The organism is Lysinibacillus sp. DFXJR4 (assembly GCF_057196045.1).
The window spans coordinates 124,056-145,266 of the sequence record NZ_JBXUNW010000009.1; the positions used below are offsets into that span (position 1 = coordinate 124,056).

Annotated in this window: 18 protein-coding genes; 4 read left to right on the forward strand and 14 right to left on the reverse strand. The window is 34.6% G+C overall.

All coding sequences use genetic code 11. From position 1 onward, the window contains the following. Positions 1-82 precede the first annotated feature (82 nt). From AC2CGN_RS17290 to AC2CGN_RS17350, 13 genes are all read right to left on the reverse strand, one after another. On the reverse strand, positions 83-277 hold the full coding sequence (locus AC2CGN_RS17290) for a hypothetical protein (RefSeq protein ID WP_484515152.1): 195 nt from the start codon (positions 275-277) through the stop codon (positions 83-85). A gap of 26 nt (positions 278-303) precedes the next feature. Continuing rightward, positions 304-2,106, reverse strand: coding sequence for a phage tail protein (locus tag AC2CGN_RS17295; RefSeq protein ID WP_484515154.1), 1,803 nt, complete (start codon positions 2,104-2,106; stop codon positions 304-306). A gap of 523 nt (positions 2,107-2,629) precedes the next feature. Then, positions 2,630-3,913 carry a hypothetical protein gene (locus tag AC2CGN_RS17300; RefSeq protein ID WP_484515156.1) on the reverse strand — a complete coding sequence of 428 codons (1,284 nt, stop codon included), beginning with the start codon at positions 3,911-3,913 and terminating at the stop codon, positions 2,630-2,632. 71 nt (positions 3,914-3,984) lie between these two features. Beyond that, entirely contained in the window at positions 3,985-4,143 is a 159-nt protein-coding gene (locus AC2CGN_RS17305; RefSeq protein ID WP_484515157.1) for a hypothetical protein, read from the reverse strand. After that, a complete protein-coding gene (locus AC2CGN_RS17310) occupies positions 4,143-4,439 on the reverse strand; it encodes a hypothetical protein (RefSeq protein ID WP_484515159.1) in 297 nt (98 codons plus the stop codon). The genes AC2CGN_RS17305 and AC2CGN_RS17310 overlap by 1 nt, the downstream gene beginning before the upstream one ends. Before the next feature lie 32 nt (positions 4,440-4,471). Further along, complete coding sequence (locus AC2CGN_RS17315) at positions 4,472-7,381, reverse strand: hypothetical protein (protein WP_484515161.1); 2,910 nt, start codon at positions 7,379-7,381, stop codon at positions 4,472-4,474. 22 nt (positions 7,382-7,403) lie between these two features. Beyond that, positions 7,404-8,216: a distal tail protein Dit gene (locus AC2CGN_RS17320; protein WP_484515163.1), complete on the reverse strand. Its 813-nt coding sequence runs from the start codon at positions 8,214-8,216 to the stop codon at positions 7,404-7,406. Next, on the reverse strand, positions 8,213-12,988 hold the full coding sequence (locus AC2CGN_RS17325) for a phage tail tape measure protein (protein WP_484515165.1): 4,776 nt from the start codon (positions 12,986-12,988) through the stop codon (positions 8,213-8,215). The genes AC2CGN_RS17320 and AC2CGN_RS17325 overlap by 4 nt, the downstream gene beginning before the upstream one ends. A 180-nt stretch (positions 12,989-13,168) precedes the next feature. After that, positions 13,169-13,492: a phage tail assembly chaperone G gene (gene gpG / locus AC2CGN_RS17330; protein ID WP_283869415.1), complete on the reverse strand. Its 324-nt coding sequence runs from the start codon at positions 13,490-13,492 to the stop codon at positions 13,169-13,171. Between the two features lie 123 nt (positions 13,493-13,615). Further along, the gene (locus AC2CGN_RS17335) at positions 13,616-14,191 is read right to left on the reverse strand and encodes a major tail protein (protein WP_484515167.1); all 576 of its coding nucleotides are present in this window, start codon (positions 14,189-14,191) and stop codon (positions 13,616-13,618) included. Between the two features lie 23 nt (positions 14,192-14,214). After that, entirely contained in the window at positions 14,215-14,559 is a 345-nt protein-coding gene (locus AC2CGN_RS17340; protein WP_484515169.1) for a hypothetical protein, read from the reverse strand. Between the two features lie 240 nt (positions 14,560-14,799). Next, the gene (locus tag AC2CGN_RS17345) at positions 14,800-15,108 is read right to left on the reverse strand and encodes a hypothetical protein (RefSeq protein ID WP_484515171.1); all 309 of its coding nucleotides are present in this window, start codon (positions 15,106-15,108) and stop codon (positions 14,800-14,802) included. A gap of 497 nt (positions 15,109-15,605) precedes the next feature. Beyond that, positions 15,606-16,007 carry an ECF-type sigma factor gene (locus tag AC2CGN_RS17350; protein WP_484515173.1) on the reverse strand — a complete coding sequence of 134 codons (402 nt, stop codon included), beginning with the start codon at positions 16,005-16,007 and terminating at the stop codon, positions 15,606-15,608. 420 nt (positions 16,008-16,427) lie between these two features. Between AC2CGN_RS17350 and AC2CGN_RS17355 the strand changes: the two genes are divergently transcribed. From AC2CGN_RS17355 to AC2CGN_RS17365, 3 genes are all read left to right on the forward strand, one after another. Beyond that, complete coding sequence (locus AC2CGN_RS17355; protein WP_484515175.1) at positions 16,428-17,060, forward strand: LexA family protein; 633 nt, start codon at positions 16,428-16,430, stop codon at positions 17,058-17,060. Between the two features lie 158 nt (positions 17,061-17,218). Further along, complete coding sequence (locus AC2CGN_RS17360) at positions 17,219-17,860, forward strand: hypothetical protein (RefSeq protein WP_484515177.1); 642 nt, start codon at positions 17,219-17,221, stop codon at positions 17,858-17,860. A 215-nt stretch (positions 17,861-18,075) separates the two neighbouring features. Further along, positions 18,076-18,975, forward strand: coding sequence for a 3-hydroxyacyl-CoA dehydrogenase (locus tag AC2CGN_RS17365; protein ID WP_484515179.1), 900 nt, complete (start codon positions 18,076-18,078; stop codon positions 18,973-18,975). 1,052 nt (positions 18,976-20,027) lie between these two features. Here AC2CGN_RS17365 and AC2CGN_RS17370 read toward each other — a convergent pair. Then, positions 20,028-20,525, reverse strand: coding sequence for a GNAT family N-acetyltransferase (locus AC2CGN_RS17370; RefSeq protein WP_484515180.1), 498 nt, complete (start codon positions 20,523-20,525; stop codon positions 20,028-20,030). An 88-nt stretch (positions 20,526-20,613) separates the two neighbouring features. On the opposite strand from AC2CGN_RS17370, the gene AC2CGN_RS17375 reads away from it, so the two are divergent. Beyond that, a complete protein-coding gene (locus AC2CGN_RS17375) occupies positions 20,614-21,192 on the forward strand; it encodes a DinB family protein (RefSeq protein ID WP_484515182.1) in 579 nt (192 codons plus the stop codon). Positions 21,193-21,211 lie beyond the last annotated feature (19 nt).

Consider the following 21,211-nt stretch of genomic DNA (forward strand, 5'->3'; position numbering starts at 1 on the left):
TCCTTTTGTAGATCATAAGAAAAAGCCCTCCTAAGCGAAAAACGCTGGAAGGCTTTCCTATTAAATAAAAATAACGCTCGTCCTAGGACTGCGTTTCTGTTTGTACGGCTGTCATTGGTAACACACTTACAATAATATGCTTATTAATAATCGCTCCTCCAATATTAACAAAAGTAATTTTTTGATCATTTAGTGTTGCTGTAAAAGCTGTTGCATCAAACTCTGCATTTTTTAAATTAATTGTTTGTCCGTTGTTTAATAGTACTTGATAATCCATTTATAATCATCCTTATTTGTTATTTTTTAACCATTAAAATTAATATAGCCTCGATCCATGCCATTAATTCGAACATATAATCTACCATTTGTACCTGTTTTACCATTCCAATCTATTGACATTCCCTCCCTATTTCCAGTTAATGCAGGATTTCCATTTATAGTTACCCCAAACATTGCACTTAAATCAATTACATCTCCTCTATGTGAAATATAACCACCTGTAGCATTACCAAATCTAATGAGTTTAGGTGAAGTATCTGCCCAACTTGGTCCAATTTGTAATGTGTTACCGATATAAACATCTTCATTTATTCTTATATATGCGGAGTTAATATTTACAGAATTTAACGTGCCTGTATTTATTGTTCCCAAATTCCCAGTAATATCGGACAGAACAGTAACAGCCCCTACAAGATTGATTTTTGATGCTTGTATACCAATCGTCGTTGCAGTTTGATTGATTAAAGACGTAATTGTATTTCCTGTAAAATCCGTTACACTTACTTTTGACTGAATTTGATTTGCTTGTTGTGTAATACTACTTTCGGCATTATATACCCTATTTCCAAGACTGCTTATTTGAGTTTGTTGACTAGTCACCGTTGACTGTATTTGAGATGCTGTTTGAGAAACAACAGAAACATCATTGCGGACTGTTTGAATATTGTTGTTCAGTGTTGTAACCTGTGCAGATACTTCACCTCGAATTTCAATAGCTGTTTGAGTAATACGACTACTTAAATTGTTACTTATATCTGTTACGCTTTGAGTGATACTATCAGCGCGAATATTAATTGCAGCAATTGATGCACCTATTTCTTCAACCTCTAAATCAATTCGATCATTAGTTTGTTCAAATTTTGAACGATAGCGTTTATCGTTAGCATTAATAGTAGCACGTTGATTTAATAAGGCATCTACAATACTTTTGGCTTGTGTATTTCCAACTTCAATCTCTGAATTACTATAATCCCGTTTAGTCTTTTTACTTAAAATACGTGTTTGATATTCTAAGTTAAGCTCCTCATGTATAAGCCAAACCATATCTCCCACATCACCATCTATTGAAGTCACTTTAACCTTAATATTTGTTTCAGGTGCTGCAGGTAATTCACTTGCCAAACGGGTTGCCATTTCCTCAATAGATTCTATATTCTCGTCATTAATAGGATCTGCAATACGTATACCAATTCTTGGTGATTTAGCTAAAGGTGAAGTATAAGTAACATCAATCCCCTCTGAACCATATCCGCGAATTTGTGTCTTTAAATTTGTAGTATTGATGCTATATGATAAGGTTTCAATATTATGACGGTAACGAAATTGTATGTCATTATCTCTACCAATTTTCTTAGAAAAACGAATAACTTTTCCAGGTAATAATTGACGTTCACAGTTAAATGCTGTACACAATTGTTCGATTAAAACAATTGGATTCGCTTCTCCAAAATTCGGTAGTAATTGATAACCATCTACATCTGCATTAATAAAAGTCCAACCGGTTCCATCAAGAACAAATGACATAAAATCATTAAACGTCCTTGTTCCACCATGGATTTCATACTTAAAATCATCCACCAATGAAAAATAGATATGCACCGCAGTAGCTTTTTTGGTAAAGGTATCACCACTAAATTCTTTCACAACATACTCATGACCATCTTCATCTTCGATTATAGCTTCAAAATCTAGCAAGGTATGTCCTGGATTGCTTTCATGTAAAAAAGAGCTAAATGAGATCCGCAATGCCCCATTCAACTCTTCAAATTTTTCGTAATTTGTTTCTAGTATAGGCTCGGCCTGTGTATCATTTGTAACAATGAGCAAACAATATCACCTTCTTTTGTATAAATTTACCCCCAATATTATAAAAGTTATTAGATAATATAGATTGTTTAAACACACTTAATAGCTGTTAAAAAGTAATCTTACATAGCTTGTCTTTAAACTGATTCGTGATGCCATTAATCACATAAGTCTTATGGGTTTTGGGATTAAGACCACTAAATATAATACGTTCTGCTCCTATTCTGACTAGTGCTATATTTCTCATTACAGAATCGCTTCAAATTCTTTAATTCCAAGTTATTTTTCTTTTAATCGAACTAGCTGAATATCTATATAAGCTAATTCTATCTTTGTGTCGTGCGGACTTCGCATGAAGTGTATTTCGGTTCAAAATCCAATAAAGGTGAAACAAAACCCTGGCTTGTTTGTTTTGATGCAAGATTAGGAACATAGAATGATCCCTCGTATTTCTTAATTGTAGGTATAACCCTAATGTTTGCAACCATTGCGTCGCCACTAGCATCTGCGCTTGTTATAACGCCCTTTTCAGTAGTAGCAGATGCTATTTTCTGTTTAAAAAACTACTTAACAAGGTAAAATTTTCACTTATTCGTGTATCAAAGTCTTTCTGCAATGTAGGGTCTACTCCTGCTATATTTGTGTAGTATGCACCATCTGTAAAACCTCTTAAAAATTCAAAAGCAGTCTGTGGACTAACTGTAGATGTAAATGTTGCTGATATTGTAATTGGGTCATTATAGTTTCTCTTATATACCTTAATTAAAAGATACCTTGCGGATGCTCTATGCTCAACTTCTACGAAAAAGTTATCAGTAAACCCAGTACTTGAAGTGACCACTTTTAACTTTCTACGAAACTCAGTAGATGGTGAAGCAGTATCGGAAGGTAGATTTATTCCTAGTTCCACTATAATTTTTGCCCCTCCAGCAGTTGACGAGTAACCAGCTATATCTAACTCCAGAATACCCCATACAGATTTAGTCATTACCAGAATACTTTCCCATAATTCAGGTGTTCCAGCAGAAGCTTTCCAATTAACTTGAGGAAATACTCTAGTAGCTCTTTTATCACTTAAATTCATGATACTTGAACTAGGATTATAAGTGTTTGTAGCTAAATAGGTAGGTGTTTGGGGTGTCCAGGGATAACTAATCCAAGTCGTACCTAAATCTTCAAATACTAAAGTTGCGTCTTTTAAATTGTTCATAGCAGTATATTGTGACATATACAACTCAACAGTTATAGTTAAATAGTTTCTAGCATGAGGTACACGAACAATTGGTATAGTTACTACACTTTCATTATAGTTTAAATCTCTAATTAAATAATTTTCAGCGAACAAAGGTGATATTGAAGTAATTGTTTTAGAATGTGTCCTTAGAGTAGAGCTAGCTTTTGCATAATTGTAAATAATTTCTGCGCCACCTTCTGTATTGGTATATGTCCAACTACCAGCATAAGTGACTTTAATAATGCCAGAAAAATTAATTATAGGTAAAACAATAGACATCATCTCTATATTTAATGCCGATGCTTTCCAATCTTCCGGACGAACCAAAAATGTACGTTTTGCATGTGCTAGCCCTAAATTCATAATGTCTGTATCATTGTACAAACCTTTTTGCCATGAATTATCAACTTTAGGTTTTATTTCAGCAACATGTTCATTTACAATATTGTCTAATTTTTTTCCTTGTTCAGCTGATAAGACTTTATCTATACCACCTGTAGTTAAATCATTAACAATTTCAATATCAGCTTTGGATATTTTTTTCTTGAGCTTCTCATTTAAATTGTCATAACTAATTTGATTACCTTTATACACAAAATCACCTTCTTAATAAGAATAAAACACTACTATATTATAAGTAGTGTTTACTGAACAATATGGAACTATTACACATCTTGAAAATGCTCTAAAATGTAGTCTTCAATAGCTTTTCGGTAGTCTGGATTAGTAACGTCATCAATTACATAAACCTTACCTGTCTTTGGATTTAAACCACTGTTCATAATACGCTCTGCTGCAATACGTACAACAATTTGATTGACCATTATAAAATCCCTCCTGTTTCTGCATCAGCTTGTAGTAAAATAATATCTTCTTTTAGTTTTGCATTTTCTATTTCTACTGGTGTTAGTTCTTTTGCATATTCTTTTATTACCGGCTTTCCTTCTGCATCAATGCGTTGTACATACGATTTTGAATAATCCAAAGAACCATAAGGTATATCCAAATAAGCCAACTGTACATCAGTTTCATGCGGAACTACATCTCCTGTAGCTTCTCCAGTTTGATAGATGACTGTGCCTGTTAGTTTGTTATAAATTACACGATTGTCTAATTGCACAAAATTCTTCCTTTCTTTTTTATTATCACTTGTTAATAACTTACTAACATAACCATATTGGTTTGCTCCCCTGCTCCTAATTGACCACCCCTTATATCAAAGAATGTAGTCCAATTTCCATTACCTGCATCTACAAGTCTAACATCGGAAACAGAATGTCGATTCGCCCATCCATTTCCTTGGACTACTGTATTTAGTAAAACCCTTCCGTCTAAATTTATCATGGCATCTGTTGGCTTAAATGGAGTAGTTACACTTACAGAGGTTGTTTGTCCTGCATTTACTGCTGGTATTGTTATTGTCCTAATATGTGTTTTAACCCCATTGCCTGTTGGTATAGCATTAATATTATTAGCCATTGTTTCAAATGTAGCATCCGAAGCAGTTTGAACTCCTTTACCAGTAATGGCAGATGCTACTTGTGCTTTACCATTACTTACAGATTGAAAAAGTTTTCTAGGCGATGTTTCAATCCACGGTCCCCAGCCTTCTGTTCCAGATTGCCGTTCAAATTCCCTGTTATCTGTCACACACTTAGCGCTCTGCACTATATAATACTGATTATGTGATGTAACAGTACCCATCCACCATGAAGTAGTGTCAGGTGCATGAGTAGGATTAGGCATTTCTATTTGTGGTTGAGTCATATAGTACCCATTAAAAATTGCATTATTCCATGAATCTATAACTTTACAATGATGAGGGAACCTATCTAAAACATTATCCCATCTATCCATAGCATCATAAGTAGGTATTTGACTGCTTTGAGGTGTCCATGGATAACCGTATCCTGTAGATGAACCTGAATCAGCAAAGTGTATAGTAGCATCTTCAAGCATCTTGAAAACACTCTTTGCAGGACTAGGAATGCCTTGTATTTCTACATTCATTAACAAATCACCATTTGCCTTAGGTGCTTTTGTAACACCTATATCCAAACCACCATCTACTGGATTAAGCCCTCTTATATAATAACTTCTAGCAAAATTAGGAGATATTTCTTCTATTATAAAATCATTTAACTGAACAGCGTCCTTATACCTACCAATCTGATAAACAACTGTCGCACCACCTGATGCATCTTCAACATTCCAGAAGGAACTATACGTAACCTTTATGATGCCTGAAAATCTATCTACAGGAATTCTAATCCAAGTAATCTCAGAATTAGTAGTCGAATTCCAATTATTAGCACTTATATGAAATAATCTCTTGGCTGTAAATTCTCCCAAGTTAGTAATATTAGTATCATTGTAAACACCTTTTTGCCATGAGTTATCAACTTTAGGTTTCATTTGGTCCAATTGTTCATTAACTTCAGTTTCTAAAACATCTAGCTCTGTCTTGTCTACCTTTTCATCAACAATTGCTTTTAAATTTTTCCCCATTTCAGCTGAAAGAGCCTTGTTACTTCCTCCACCAGATAAATTATCAACTATTTCAACCTTCTCACTAGCACTGTTTATCGTGTCTTGAACATCTTGACTTAATTTATTCATTGTTACAGATCCATCAGTTAGTAAGCTCCCACTAAATTGTTCATCACCAGTAGTAGGTACGTTTTTAAAAATCAATATACTAACATTATTATCTATTTGTTTTTCAATAGGATTATCGGGAATTGTTAGGACATAACCGCTGCTTGCATTTCCTGTAATATCCCATGAAATTGGTGGTAAGTAAATGCCATTATGGAATACAATAATTTCATCATTGTTTTTATCATATAATTCTTTAGGTAAATCCCATGTTTTTTGATTATCCATAGTTGTCTGAAGGTCGTAAGTATTTATATTTAATTTTAGGCCACCACCTGTTCCGCCTTCTCCACCTTCAATCCATCCTGTATCATCTAAATGGTTATTAACCTGCCCATCATTCGTAATTACTCTTGTGTATGTCTTAGCTGTCTTCTGGGAAATGGCTAGAAAGGTTTGATAGATTTTGTCACTTTGATCATCTGATTTCATGCCTACATAAACATGAAAATCTTCAATATCGTTTGGAAGTGAGACTGAGCCCGGTTTATTTTCAACATTCCAAAATCCTGACTCCATTTTATTTAATAAAGAATCTGGTAATGAAATTAATTCTGGTTGATTAGTCCCTAAACCATGTGCCTGAACCCATTCTTGAATCTTATTTGCTTTTTCTTGCGCTCCAGAAGGAGTTTCAGCCCCAATATCAATAGAAGTTAAAGGGACATTGCCATCTGCATCGGGGGATTTGCCGGCTACCATTGAAACTGAACCAGTACCATCCACTCCCCGTTGAGCAAGTAATATCCAATCCTTATTTGATTCTGAAGGAACTGAATTTTTATTAGTTGTTAGGGATTGCCAGGTAGATCCATTGTAAGTTGTAATATTGTTTTTAACATATTCAGTTGTTGCATTCCATACTGAAGCAGTTCCCCATCCAGCAATTAATTGTGCTGCATTATTTGCTTCTTGAGTCGCATTATTTGCTACTGTTATTGCCTCACTTATAGCATCAGTTAAATTAGTGACCACTTGTGCTGCATTATTGGCATTTATTGTTGCTGCTTCAGCTTCCGTGGATAGGGTTTCCAATTTATATTTCATTTGCTCTAATTCGGCTTTTAAAGCATCTAAGTTCGCCATTAGCTGTCCAGCTTCACCCATTGCCTCATTAATTACTTGTACAGCAGTATTAGCGTTATCTGAGGCTTCTTGCGCATTCATAGTAGCCTTATTTGCTTCAATAATTACTTTTTCAGTATCTTGTAAAGCAGTAGATACCATCTCAATTGCCTGGTTAATACGTAAAATTAACTCATCCACTTCTTCTCCACCAGCTAAAATATTAATTTGCAGTTGTAATTTTGATAATCCTTCAATAATACGCTGCCAGTTCTCATTTATTTTCATTCGTTCTGAACGACTGACTGGTGATTGTGTTGTGTGTAGACTAATTACCATGGTTTTTCTTCACCATCCTTATTTACATATATAAAAATCTAAAATTAAAAACGATACTGTGAACAGTACCGCCTGAAACTGAAAAATTATTAACACCAACCGCGAGTGACAGGAGTTTTTTATTTGTATTTTTAAAAACAGAAATACCATTTTTAAAAGATTGAATACCACTAATTTTTAATTCATCAGAGGATGATAAAGAATCATTTAATTGATACACTTCTCCTGTCGTGTGATTTGTAATAGTTACACTATTATTAAAAACTCCTTTTAGGGTTATTTCTAAGTCATTTCTGCGTGGATCCACAGCAACATTGCCATAATTTTTAATCGTGAAAAGATTACTGTTAAATGAGTAAGCTAAATCCTCATCCCAATCAAGACCCATCCCCCACGCCCACCTATCAATATCCCATTCCTTTAAATCTAAAGTCGTTGGAACAGATTCTGCATATATATTTTCACAAATAAATTGTATTTCTAGCTCCCCTACTTTCCGAAGTAGCTCATTTGGTTGGTAGCTATTTGCTAATCTGACCTTCCATCTCTTTCCTGGTTCTGTAGCGAAAATAATATAAAAATATTCCTTGCGAGAAAACAGCATATTGATATCTGCAATAAACAATTTATAATCATGGTAATCAAATGCTTTATACATAAATTTCGCAGTAATTGTTCTTCCACTAAAACGTGTGCTTGTAAAAATTGGGCCATCTCTGCCATCAACCTCAGTCGATTGGTGCTCTATTGAAACAGAAGGGATGTAATATTTTAATAATTTTAAACTGTAGTCACTTATCAATAATTCGCGACCATTCTTTAAAATCATTTTCATATACCACTTAACCCCCTTGTTAATGCATGGATGCTTGCATTATTATATTGTCTACCACTTACGACATCTACTACCGATTCACCAATAATTTGGCCATCTAATACAGATTGTAGAATAATGGTAGAAGGCGATGAATTTTGAGAAGCAGTGTTATTTTTGAGTTTTTGTTTTGGCGATAATGAAGAGGGTTCATGCAAATTGCTATTTTCCAATAGTTTACTAATATTTGTAGCCCTTTTCATAATTGAATCAAATCCACTAGCAAAACTTCCACCAGCAGCCTGAACTATTGGAGATGCGGGATTGAAATTAAGTACTTTTTCTAGGGTCTGTGAAACACCTTTGATAATATTATTTACAGATTGTTGTAAAGTTGATTGCATTCCTGTCATACCATCGATTAAACCTTGAATAGCATTCTTCCCAATTTCATTCATTGATCCTAAAGTTTCCTCTGTTCCAAGAACGACCTCTTTTATTTTTGCTTGCCATTCACTATTTAATGTTGCCAATTCTGAATTTGCTGTTTGTCGTAGGTCCTCGATTTTAGCCTTTGTTTCTTGTTGTAATGGTTCTAGCTCCTTTATTGCCGCTTCACGTGCAATTAATAGCTTTTTCTCATATAACTCTTGATATTGCATCAGTTCCGCATCAGTCATTCGATTTAAAGCTTCTAGCTGTGCAAGGGCACTTGGGCCCATTGCTTCAAGTTCATCTATAATATCACTAGATAATCTGCGATATTCTAGTTTTGATAACTCAATTCTCCATTGGGATAAGCTATTCACCTGCTCACTTAAATCCTGCGTCAATTTAGAAGAGTCTACAGGATCAGCAATTTTTACTTCATCAAATAATCCGAAGTAACCTTTGATGCTTTTTATTCGGCTTTCTAAAGCATTCTTATAAGCATCATTATGCTTTTGCTCTTCATCCAATAATTTCTTGTTAACATCCTGCGTCTGCTTTAAATAATCATTATTGATGGTTTTAATTTTTTCGCTTATTTCTTTTTTCGTATTATAAAATTTGTCTTCATAATAAATACGTTCATCTGTTCCTGCTTCATATTGAGATAAATACCCCTCATAAATTTTCAATTCTTCAGCAAGAGATATCGAATTGTATTTTTTACGTTTCTCAATATATTCTTTTTCTTTCTCGAATTGATCTTTCGCCATTTCAGAGTAGGCTTTTTTAAACTCTTTTAGTGCGTTTGTCTTTTCTTTTGTACCATCTTTAAATAATGAAGCACTGTATCGCCAAAATTCTGCTTCTTGTTTAACTGTCATTTCTCCAGCTGATTTTTGGGCTTCGACATATTCTTTTAAGGCATTGAATTTTACATTTGCAGAATTAGATTCAATTTTTTCTATCTTTTCAGCGTATTGCTTTGTAACCGTTTCTTTATCCTTCAATGCCTGCTCTTCAATTTTTTTGATTTGAGCTATTTGATCTGCTGTAAGTGCTACCTGTTTTTTTGCTGCATTGTTTTTGATTGTAGTAATTTTTTCTGCGGCCTGTTGCGAAATTTCAATACTTTTATCCTCAGCCAGTTTCTGTAATGCTTCAACTTCAACTGAATTGGCTTTTATTACATCGCTTATGATTTGTTGGACTTTTTCAATTTCCTCTTTAGAAATAGATAAATGTTGTGTGAAATTCGGAATTGAAGCCTCTGCCAATTTCTCAGCAGCTCTGTTTACTCCCTCAGTACCTTGTTCAATCCCAATTGCTAACCCTTCGCCAACACCTTTGCCGATTGCAATCATAACACGTGAAGGAGAATTGATTTTCAATGCACCCTTTATCGCATCACCTATTGATGTGGCTATAGACTTTGCCTTTTTCCATACAAAATCCTTCATATCACCAATACCATTAATTAAACCTTGTATAATATCTTTACCAATTTTGCGCAAATCAAGGGCACTGAAAATGCCAAGTATTTTATCCCAAATATCAGAAATACTTTTTTTAACCTCGCCCATCTTTGTTTCTATGGCTATTTTAAAGTCAAGAAATTTTTGAATAGTGTTTGAAACAAGCTGTATTGCTGTATTTACCACTGTTGCTTTAATAGATTCCCATACATTAATCAAATAGTTTTTTATTGTATTAAAAGTATTTGTTGTCGTCTGACTAAACTTTGTCCATCCCGAAACAACTGATTCAAGAATATTTACTACTACTCCTATAATCGCGTTTTTCAAATTTATCCAAACATCACTCAAAAATAACTTTATTGCATTAAATACACTTTCAGTAGCTTCTTTTAAATTATTCCATCTAATCTCTACCTCACTATAAATAGCATCTAAAGCGCCTGTAAAAATTCCTTTTATAAATTCCCAAGCAGCAGAGAAATAGTTGCTTATTCCTTCAAATATTTCTGTAATGAACTCACTCATAGTGTTAAATACATTCACTACTTGATCAATAATAGTTGAAACAATATCTATAATTGTAGTAGAAATGACATCCCATATAGTAGTAGCAAGGTCAACTATTGATGTCCAAATATCTGATAGGATTCCTATAAAACCAGTCCATATCTCTAGAGCCCCGTCTATAGTTGACGTCCATAATTCGGAAAGTAGTTGGCTAAACTCTTCCCATGCTATTGAAGCCGTTTCTGTAATGCTTATCCATAATTCAGAGAAGAAGTTAACCATCCCTTCCCATATTTCTATGGCACCGTCTTTGGTTGACGTCCATAATTCGGAAAGTAGTTGGCTAAACTCTTCCCATGCTATTGAAGCCGCTTCTGTAATGCTTGTCCATAATTCAGAGAAGAAGTTAACCATTCCTTCCCATATTTCTATGGCCCCGTCTTTGGTTGACGTCCATAATTCGGAAAGTAGTTGACTAAACTCTTCCCATGCTATTGAAGCCGCTTCTGTAATGCTTGTCCATAATTCAGAGAAGAAGTTAACCATCCCTTCCCATATTTCTATGGCCCCGTCTTTGGTTGACGTCCATAATTCGGAGAGAAACTGACTAAACCCTTTCCATACAGTTGAAGCTACTTCTGTGATATTTGTCCATAACTCTGAGAAAAAGTTTGCTATACCTTCCCAAATTTCAACTGCTTTTGCACTTACTACATCCCAATTTTTATATAATGCTATCCCAGCACCTATTAGTCCTGTAATACCAACTACTATCCATCCAATTGGTCCAGATAATACTGCAAAAATAGACCCCAAGCTACTAAATATCCCAACGATTGTACTAACTGTTGAGATTAATGTTCCAAACGCCAGGAGAATTGGGCCAATTACAGTTATAATCCCTCCAATAATAACAATGAATTTTTTTGTACCTTCGCTAAGATTAGAGAACTTTTCAATCCATGGCTGAAGTTTTTCTAAAAAACTTTTAACAATTGGTATTAAAATTTTTCCTATACTTATCCCAATATCTAATAGCTGGTTTTTCATAATTCCTATTTGAGATTCTGTAGTTTGATAACGCTCAGCTGCTTTATCTGATAAAGCTGTGTTCTCCTTCCAAGCAGCTGAAGATGAATTAACAGCTGATGTAAGTAAATCAGAGGCACCCGCCATGCTCAAAAGTACATCCGTTTCGTTTCCACTTACACCTAAATCTGCAAGCACGCTTTTTAGATTAGCACCTCCCTCTGATGTTTCAGCTAATCCCTTCACTAATGCATCTAATGCAGAGGCTGCATCTGTTTCAAAGGCTTTTTTAAAATCTGCACTAGACATGTTAGCAGCCTTCGCAAATCCAGATAAACTTTCTCCACCATCACCCACTGCTTTCTGAATTTTTTGGAAAACCGAAGACATTGCTGCTCCTCCAGTTTCAGCATCAATACCTAGACTGGACATTGTAGCAGCTAACCCCATAATTTGCGCTTCTGTTAAACCAATTTTTGAAGCTTGCTCCGCAAATCCCTTTCCCATTGACATGATGTCAGAGGCTGCAATTCCCATAGTGCTACTAAGCTCAGTAATTGAAGAGCCTAGTCGATCAAAATCACCTTGTCCCATACCTACAATGTTTGCAAAATCAGCAAATTCCTTTGCTGCCTGCTCTCGAGTCATACTTGTAGAGTTTCCCATATCGATTACTGTACGGGAAAAAGATAAAAGATGTTCTTCAGCAATTCCTAATTGGCTAGCTGATTCAACAACTCCCGCAATTTCTGTAGCACTAACTGGAAGTTCTTTAGCCATACCTCTTATACCATCTTCAAGCTTTTTAAAATTTTCCTCACTAGTATTTACTGTTTGACGAACCCCAGTAAAAGCACTTTCAAAATCGATTGCTGCATTTAGGGCATAAGCACCAAAATCTTTTATAGGAGCTGTAACTGTGGATATGCTTTCTCCAACAGATTTCACTTTTCCACCAAACTCTTGAAATTTGTTCCATTTTGATGTTTGTGTACCTAATTGATTATCAACGTCCGTCAATTGTGTGCTTAAACGATTATATTCAGCAACAGCTTCATTAACTGCAATTGCTTGTTGTTCAAGAGCTTCTGTATTTGCTGTTCCGGAGGCAAGCAATTCATCATATTTTTTACGTTGCTCACCCAATTTAAATCTTGACGCCTCAACTGATCTTGTAAGTACATCATGCTTTTGTGATAAGCCCTCTATGGAATTTTCATATTCATTGCCAAGTGCTTGTATAGCCTGTAATTCTGCACCCATTGCAGTCAAATGTCGTATAGATTGTTCAATGGATCCATCAAAATTAGAAGTATTTAGTCTTAGCTCAACTGGACCAATTTCCGTCATTCCCTATCACCGCCTTTGTCTATCACAACCATGAAATTTCATCGGCTGTAACCTCATATATTTCATCGAAATCACCTGTAAGTTCAAACCAAAAATGAATATCCATTTCGTCAACTTCATGTAATTTGTAACCCTCTTTTATTAATTCTCGATAAAATGCTTTAATTTGTTGGTAAGGCGTTATACCACTAACTTTCCCTCATCATTATTCTGGACAGGTTTAGTTTCAAGCCCACCAATATTCAGCACATTATTGAACACGCGCATAATTTCTTCCTGCAATTTTCCAGCTTCTAGGCCATCCCATACATCATCAATTGTGAATTGATTATCAAATACGTGAACAACAAAGGAAATCATTTCATCAAATGTTTCAACTGAAATTTCATTGCCTTCTTTACGCATTTTTTCGTTCATTTTTAAAGCATTACGGAAAACCCGCGCTTTTACAAAATCATTTGAAAATATTTTCTCTTGTCCGTCTATCTTTAATGTTATTTGCATAGCTCATCCATCCTTTTCTAGTAGCCTTTTTCTAAACCATTTTCCAAATTTTATTTGCTCAACCCTCAATGTTGATTACCTGCAACAAAAAAAGAAGAAACCCTTTAAAGGGCTTCTCTCTAATTATGGTGTTTCTACTGTTTCATTTGGTTTTGCAACAGATTTAAAGAATGTTTCTGCTGTTACTGTTACCCCTACATCTTGTGTATCTACTGTATGTTTAATAACACCATCAATCAATGGTAATGCCTCACCACCAAATGGATATACTTTGTAACTTGTTTCACCTTTTTTACGAGTTGTATTTGTTTCTTCACCTGGTTTTAATTTTGCTTTTAATAGCCAAACCAGCTTAGATCCTGATTCAAAGCCAATTGCAATCGAGTTAGGTGTATCATTTGCATTTGTAATAATACCACCCTCTGCAGATTTTTTATGTCCATACCAATCTACTAGCACATCAGTTGGTAAATCAGCTGTTTCTCCTGCAATAGTAATTGAATCCAACTGCGCTTCCTGATCTACTACTCGATCACCTGCATCTAAATGTGCTTCTGAAAAGTTTGGTGTAAGTGTCAAGGAAATAGGCATCGTTAAAGTTTTCACTTCACCCCATGTCTCTGTCTGCTCATTTGTCATTAGTGCATAGTGAATACGTTTTAAGCTAATTTTTTGTGGTTTTTCATTTACTGTTGTCATTTACATGACCTCCTAATTGTTTATTATTTTTCATCAAAGAAAGCGAATTGTAATACCCTGTTATAGTAAGTTTCGCTAGTTGTATAAGGTTCATCATATTCTAGAGTACGTTCAAAGCCTGCATTTCCCATCAATTGTTTAATGCTTTCTACAATCTGATGAAAATTCGAATTGGACCATACATTCATTTGTATAAGCCGCTCTGTTTCAACTTCAATACCGCCAGCTTCAAAAACTGGCTTCGCACTTATTTCTAAAAAAGTGATGAACTGGTTTGGTTTTGGTGAACCTGTAGGAAATCCATTAAAAATAACGGGCAGACCTAATGGCTCTAAAATAGTAGGTATATGATTCATTAGATCTATCATATTTTTCTCCTATCTTCGTGTATGAGATAAAGTATCGAACAAGCATATTAAATTCAGAAAATGTCTCCCTTCAGCATTTGAAATATTGCACTTCTAAAATAAAGTAATAATTCCAATAGTGTTTGCTGACAGTGAGTGATTTTAAAAAAACAAAAAACGTCTGCTGATGAGAAATCAGTAGACGTTTCTATTTTTTCTCGCTTATTCAATTGTTTCACCTCCTTTCAAGGTGCTTATCATCTAGCCTTCGATCATTTTTCTAACACCAGCCGTACTGTTTGAAATCATTTGTTTCAAAGTTGATTCCTTCTTCTTCAGCCTCTCTAACCCATTTCTATCAATCCACTTCATTTCCCGATGTAATTCTCTTAATTCTGCATAAAGTTTACGTGTACTTTCATCAGTATAAAAACATATATACTCTCGACCACATTTTGGACAAGAAAAATAGGTTTTTTCAATTGTATGGTCTAGTCTGTCTTTTTTAAAATGTTGTATATAGAATTTATGACCACAGGATTTATTGCACTTTGCATATATTGGCTCCATCTACACACTTCCCTTCAAAAGTTTTGAGCTATAAAAAGACCACTCGAATTTGAGTGGTTCCAAGCTTACTTTAATATAATAATTAATCAGCAACAAATCTTTACACTACCATCATATAATGGAATCTCAAGAGTTTCTATTCATACTACTAAGTGTCAGTGGAAGGAAAGCTATTTTATTAGTTAAATACGTATTGTTCAAACTTTTACACTACCATCATATAACGGATTTCCAACCCTTTCTATTCATACTACTGAGTGTCAATAAAAAGAAAGATCTATTTAAAACATCTACATTAATTCCAATAGAAGAAGCTGGGACAAAATCTGGTCTAAACCTTAAAAGCGCTAGAAATCAATGTTTTAAAATTGATTTCTAACGCTTTTCTGGAGTGAAGCTTGCTAATTAATTTATGTGCCAACCACAAGTTATAAACATTTTCTTAAATTTCGTTTGAACCTCTGTCCTATTTCAGGAATCTTGCCTCTGCAATTTTATTAACAATGTGTAAGTTTTATTTCATGAGCAAACTTTATCATTTTAGCAATCTCCGCATGTTTTTTATAAATATAGCTTGCACTGTAGTTTAAAATTTCAGCTATTTCTTCTAATGTCATTCCATCTACATATTTCAATTTTAATATTTTATGATTTAACCCACTAAATCTATTAATTAGCTCTAAAAAATTTTTTTGTTCCAAGAGCTTAACTTGCAACTCCCGATCAATCCGTTCAATACGTTCCTCAAGTTTTGCACCATCAGAATCAGCCGTAAGTCTTACCCCAACTAAATCACCATTCACCCATCTTTTTAATTCTTTCTGTGATCTCTCAAGATTATATTCTAAATATGCTATTTCCTCTTGAATTTGCTGATAATCTCGTAACCAATCGTACATGCATAGCACCCACTTTTATTTTTATTTTTTGTTATACCTTTTCTGAATCAATTTCCTACTATAAAAAATATTATGTATTTTAAATGATTAAAATTGCTTTAAAGATGAATGTTTACCCCAAATAGAAAATCATTCTTGTTTAGCACTATTAGAAATTTGTGAAAGTAATTCATTTACATCCGCAACAAATACCTTTAAACGGTATTTTCATTTAATATTATACCTTATTTTATGTATGTTTTTATTTTGTTAAAATAACCTCCCTTATTTTTAAAGATTTTCTTTAAATATAATATTCAATTAATTACACTATAATACCTTTAAACGGTATAGTCAAGATAAAATACTTTTAAAAGGGATTTTATAGTTTACACAACTACTTTTTATAAGTATTATTATTAAAAGGAGGTGCATGAATAAATGGAAAACTCAGATAAACTAAAGATTGTTTTCTCAAAAAACCTAAAACTTCAATTAGATAAAAGAGGCTTGAATCAAACAGACATGGCAAGAGATTTAAATATTCCTGAAACAACTGTTTCTAACTGGATGAAAGCTGGCACTTACCCCAGACCGGATAAAATTCAATTAATGGCGAACTACTTCAATATTAGACGCTCCGATTTAACGGAAGAGCAACCTACTAATTTAATAGAGGTACAGCCAAATTTCGTAAAAATTCCTATCCTAGGTACAATTGCTTGTGGAGAGCCAATTCTAGCTCAACAAAATGTAGAAGGCTATATGTATGAATTTTCCGAGTTATTACCAACTGGGAATATTTTCGCTTTAGTTGCTAAAGGGGACTCAATGGAGCCGACTATTCCAAATGGCTCTAAAGTTTTGATAAGGGAACAAAGTGAAGTCGAATATGGTGAAATAGCAGCTGTACTTGTAAATGGAGATACTGAAGCAACACTAAAACGTGTTAAAAAACAGGGTGAAACCATTTTACTTATGCCAGATAATCCAAAACATGAACCTTATATTGTGGACGAAAATAATCCTGCTAAAATTATCGGAAAAGCTGTCAGTTTTAAAGTTACACTCTAGTTGTTTAAGTATAAAATATTAAAAATAGAACCAAGTGTAACTCACAGGTTGTTGGAAATAAATTTAGATAAAAATGTAGTTCTCTTTCATTCATTACATTAAAATATTGGATAAATAGAAAATTAAGTTTATTTACACAAAAGAAAGGGGTTAAATACTTGATTAATATATTAGTAGGGATATTTCTACTAAGTGGTTTCATAGCTGCGATCTTTTTGCTTCTTGCCATTTTTAATTTCATAAAGTTGGATAAAATCAAAGCTATAAAAATGTTGAAATTTACTGGCATCTCAATTGTCATTTTTATTTTGTGTTTCATTGCAGTAGGGGAACTTGGACTTAATAATGCTGAAACTCCTAAAAAAGAGAAGCAAGAAGAAAAGCCTGTGGCGAAGATTGAAACGTCAGACGATGTAACTTGGCAAGATAAAGTGAAAGAGATTGCTGGTCTTAACAATACACCTACTGAAAAATTCGATACTATTGTAGCTTATGCTAAAAAATATCCTTCGACAAAGGCTGAAATTAAAGAATTTGAGAATTACATTATAGGTGAGTATAAAAACAAAAAATATTTAGCGGATATAAAAGATGAAACCTATTTATTAAGCAATATTTTTAAGGCATATGTTATTAATAGATACTATGGGGATGAAGAAACACCTATTAATGATTTTGTCTATGGATTTTATCAAAATTCTAATAATGTTTTGAGAGGAATCGAATCAAGCAATAGCAATACAATTAAATATAATGAACGCCAAATGGATAAAGCACTAGCAGCCATTGAAAGCCCATAAAATGTCACTTTTTTTGTGACATTTTTTTATGTTTAAAATACATACTTGAAAAAGAGATTTTCAAGTTAAAAGGCAAATTCTTTATATCATTATAATAACTGAGTCTTTCATTTGATTTTTTTATATCGGAAGAAGTAGTATGGAGTTGTAACAAGAGAGGCAGTACATATCCACACTATTATATTAATGTAATAATATCAGAGGAGGAATTCATGATGAATTATCAAAACATTACAGTTGCAGGTAGCGGAGTATTAGGTAGTCAGATTGCCTATCAAACAGCTTTTAAAGGCTTTAATGTAACGGTTTACGATATTAATGATGAAGCTTTGAAAAATGCGCAGGATCGGATCACAAAATTAAAACCATTTTATCAGCAAGATTTAGGAGCCTCACAGGAAGAAGTAGATGCGGCATATGCTCGCCTAACATTTAAAAGCAATCTTGCGGAAGCGGTAGCAGATGCTGATCTTATCATCGAAGCAATCCCTGAAGTGGTCAAAATTAAAACTGATTTTTACACTAATCTTGGTAAAGTAGCACCTGCGAAAACTATTTTCGCTACAAACTCTTCTACATTATTGCCAAGCCAATTTGCTGAAGCAACTGGCCGCCCAGAAAAGTTTTTAGCACTTCATTTCGCAAACACAATTTGGAAAAACAACACTGCTGAAATTATGAAACACCCAGGCACAGATATGAAGGTATTCGATGAAGTCGTAGCATTTGCTCGTGCAATCGGCATGGTGCCACTACCATTATATAAAGAGCAGCCAGGCTATATTTTAAATTCATTACTCGTACCATTTTTAGATGCAGCTGAATCGCTATTAGTCAAAGAGGTAGCAGACCCAGAAACAATCGATAAAACGTGGATGATTGGTACAGGTGCTCCACTCGGCCCATTTGCCATCCTAGATATTGTCGGCATTAACACAGCCTATAACATTGTAGAAGCAAAAGCAGCTGCGTCAGGCGATGAAAACATGAAAAAACTCGCTAATCTGTTAAAAACAGAGTATATCGACAAAGGCAAACTCGGCCGCGCAACAGGCGAAGGCTTCTATAAATATCCAAATCCAAGTTTTGCAAAACTTGATTTCTTAAAAGGCTAATTATAAAAACGATGCACATAGCTATTAAAGCTGTGCATCGTTTTTTATTGGATAGAGTTGCTCACTATGACTTCTATTTAAAAATGATTTGAGCCAGCAAATAAAATGATTGGCTCCTATTTGATCACCTTACATAAAAACTGCTTAGGTCAACTCATTAATTGAGCGGCTTCCACCACAAAATCGCTCGGACTGCACATTTTATTGATCGGCTTCCACTCGAAACTGCGCGGCTTACCCCTTAAATTGATCGGCTTCCTCCTCAAACTGCTCGGGTTACACACTATATTGATCGGCTTCCTCCCCAAACCGCTCGGCTTACCCCTTAAATTGATCGGCTTCCACTCGAAACTGCTCGGCTTAACCCTTATATTGATCAGCTTCCTCCTCAAACTGCTCGGGTCACTCACTATATTGATCGGCTACCCCCACACATCGCTCGGGCTACACACTATATTGATCGGCTTCCTCCACACATCGCTCGGGCTACACACTATATTGATCGGCTTCCTCCTCAAACCGCTCGGGCTACACATTTTATTGATCAGCTTCCACTCAAAACCGCTCGGGCTACACATTAAATTGATCGGCTCCCACTCAAAACCGCTCAGCCACCCATTGAATTGATCAGCTTTTACCCATACTGATCAGCTAGGAAATTTTTTGATCCGCTCCCATCACTATAGGAAACCTTCAGGGTACCGAGAAATAAGCCTCCCCAAAATTTCTATAACAGATTCTGGTTATTCGCATAGTATAAACCAACACTAAGAATTACTGATCGGAGGGATTATTATCAGCAATAATAAACTTGCATCGACTAATTTTGTGCTGACAGTCTTACTTCTTTTAGGTATCACAACCTATTATCTTTACAACCAATCACCTCTTCAAATGGAACGCTTAGGTAATGTAGGATTTTGGCTAGCCTTCCCATTGTCTATCATTAATATACTGGTAAGCTTTAAGCTGCTGAAAAATAAGGCACATAGCACTCGAGACCCCTTATAACCTACAAAACTCCAAATTCAGTGGAATTTGGAGTTAGCTTATTATAAAAATAAAACCATATAATCCTCATCAACATATTGCTGTCTTACTTTTAGTGCTCTTCTCTCTGTTCCAAAAACCTCAAATCCCAAAGAAGCATACAATTTTTTTGCTGACATATTTGTAGACACAACCGTTAAATTAAGCTGCTCAATCCCCTCTAATTCCTTTGCTTTCTTGATGATTTCGTCCATTAAATATCTACCAATACCATGCCCGCGCATTTTTGGAGACACGTAAACAGCAAAGATACTTGCCTTATGTCTTAACTTCTGCTTACTTTCTTGTACTAGCGTTGCAACACCCACTAATTCTTCGTTATAGAATGTTCCAAACGTGTAAGAACCCTGTGATTCTAACCTCTTTTCAAATTGCTCAAGGGTAAAATCATTTTCCTCCTCAAAGCTAGAACCAAATGCCTCTGGATTAATTTGTAGCCCTTCTAATCTTATATCCCGATACATTTCAGCCTCTGCTGCACTTAATATTCTAATATCCATGCTTTTTCCTCCAAAAAATTTATTTTATATGTACATCCACTACTCATTTCCCTAAAATGGGAATATCAGCAAAAAAGGAGAGCTTACATTGAAATCTAATAGTATGATGAAGCATTTTCACACCTTACAAGAGCAAAGAGCTCACTATATGCCCTCGATTCATGCACTCTCACAGAAAGAGTTATGGTATCGCAGCGAGGAGGGAAAATGGTCTATTGGTGAACACTTCTATCACCTTTATTTAATTCTTAGAATGCTTAAAACAGTGACTAAATGTTCCCTACTCCTCATCCCCTACGCAAAAGTGCGAAGAAATAAGCCTTTTGCCACTGAAATACATGATATTTACGAAGAATATAAACACAAAAAAGGAAAAGGAATGAAGGCTCCAAGAATATTAGTGCCAGCTCAGAAAATTCAATTTTCCTTAAACAGCAAAGATATTGAGCAATTCCTCGTAAACGACACTATGGCTATGAAAAGACTGGTGGAAGGTATTGAGGAGGATATCGCAGGACATATCATTTTTCCTGATCCTATTGCTCATTATCCAAACCTTATTCAAGCTATTCAATTGCTTGCTATACATGAAAGGCATCATTTTGAGATTATAGAAAGATTGATAGGAGCTAATACTTCATGTTTCGAAGTTGACCTAAAAAATTAATGCAAAGGCAATTTTTTAG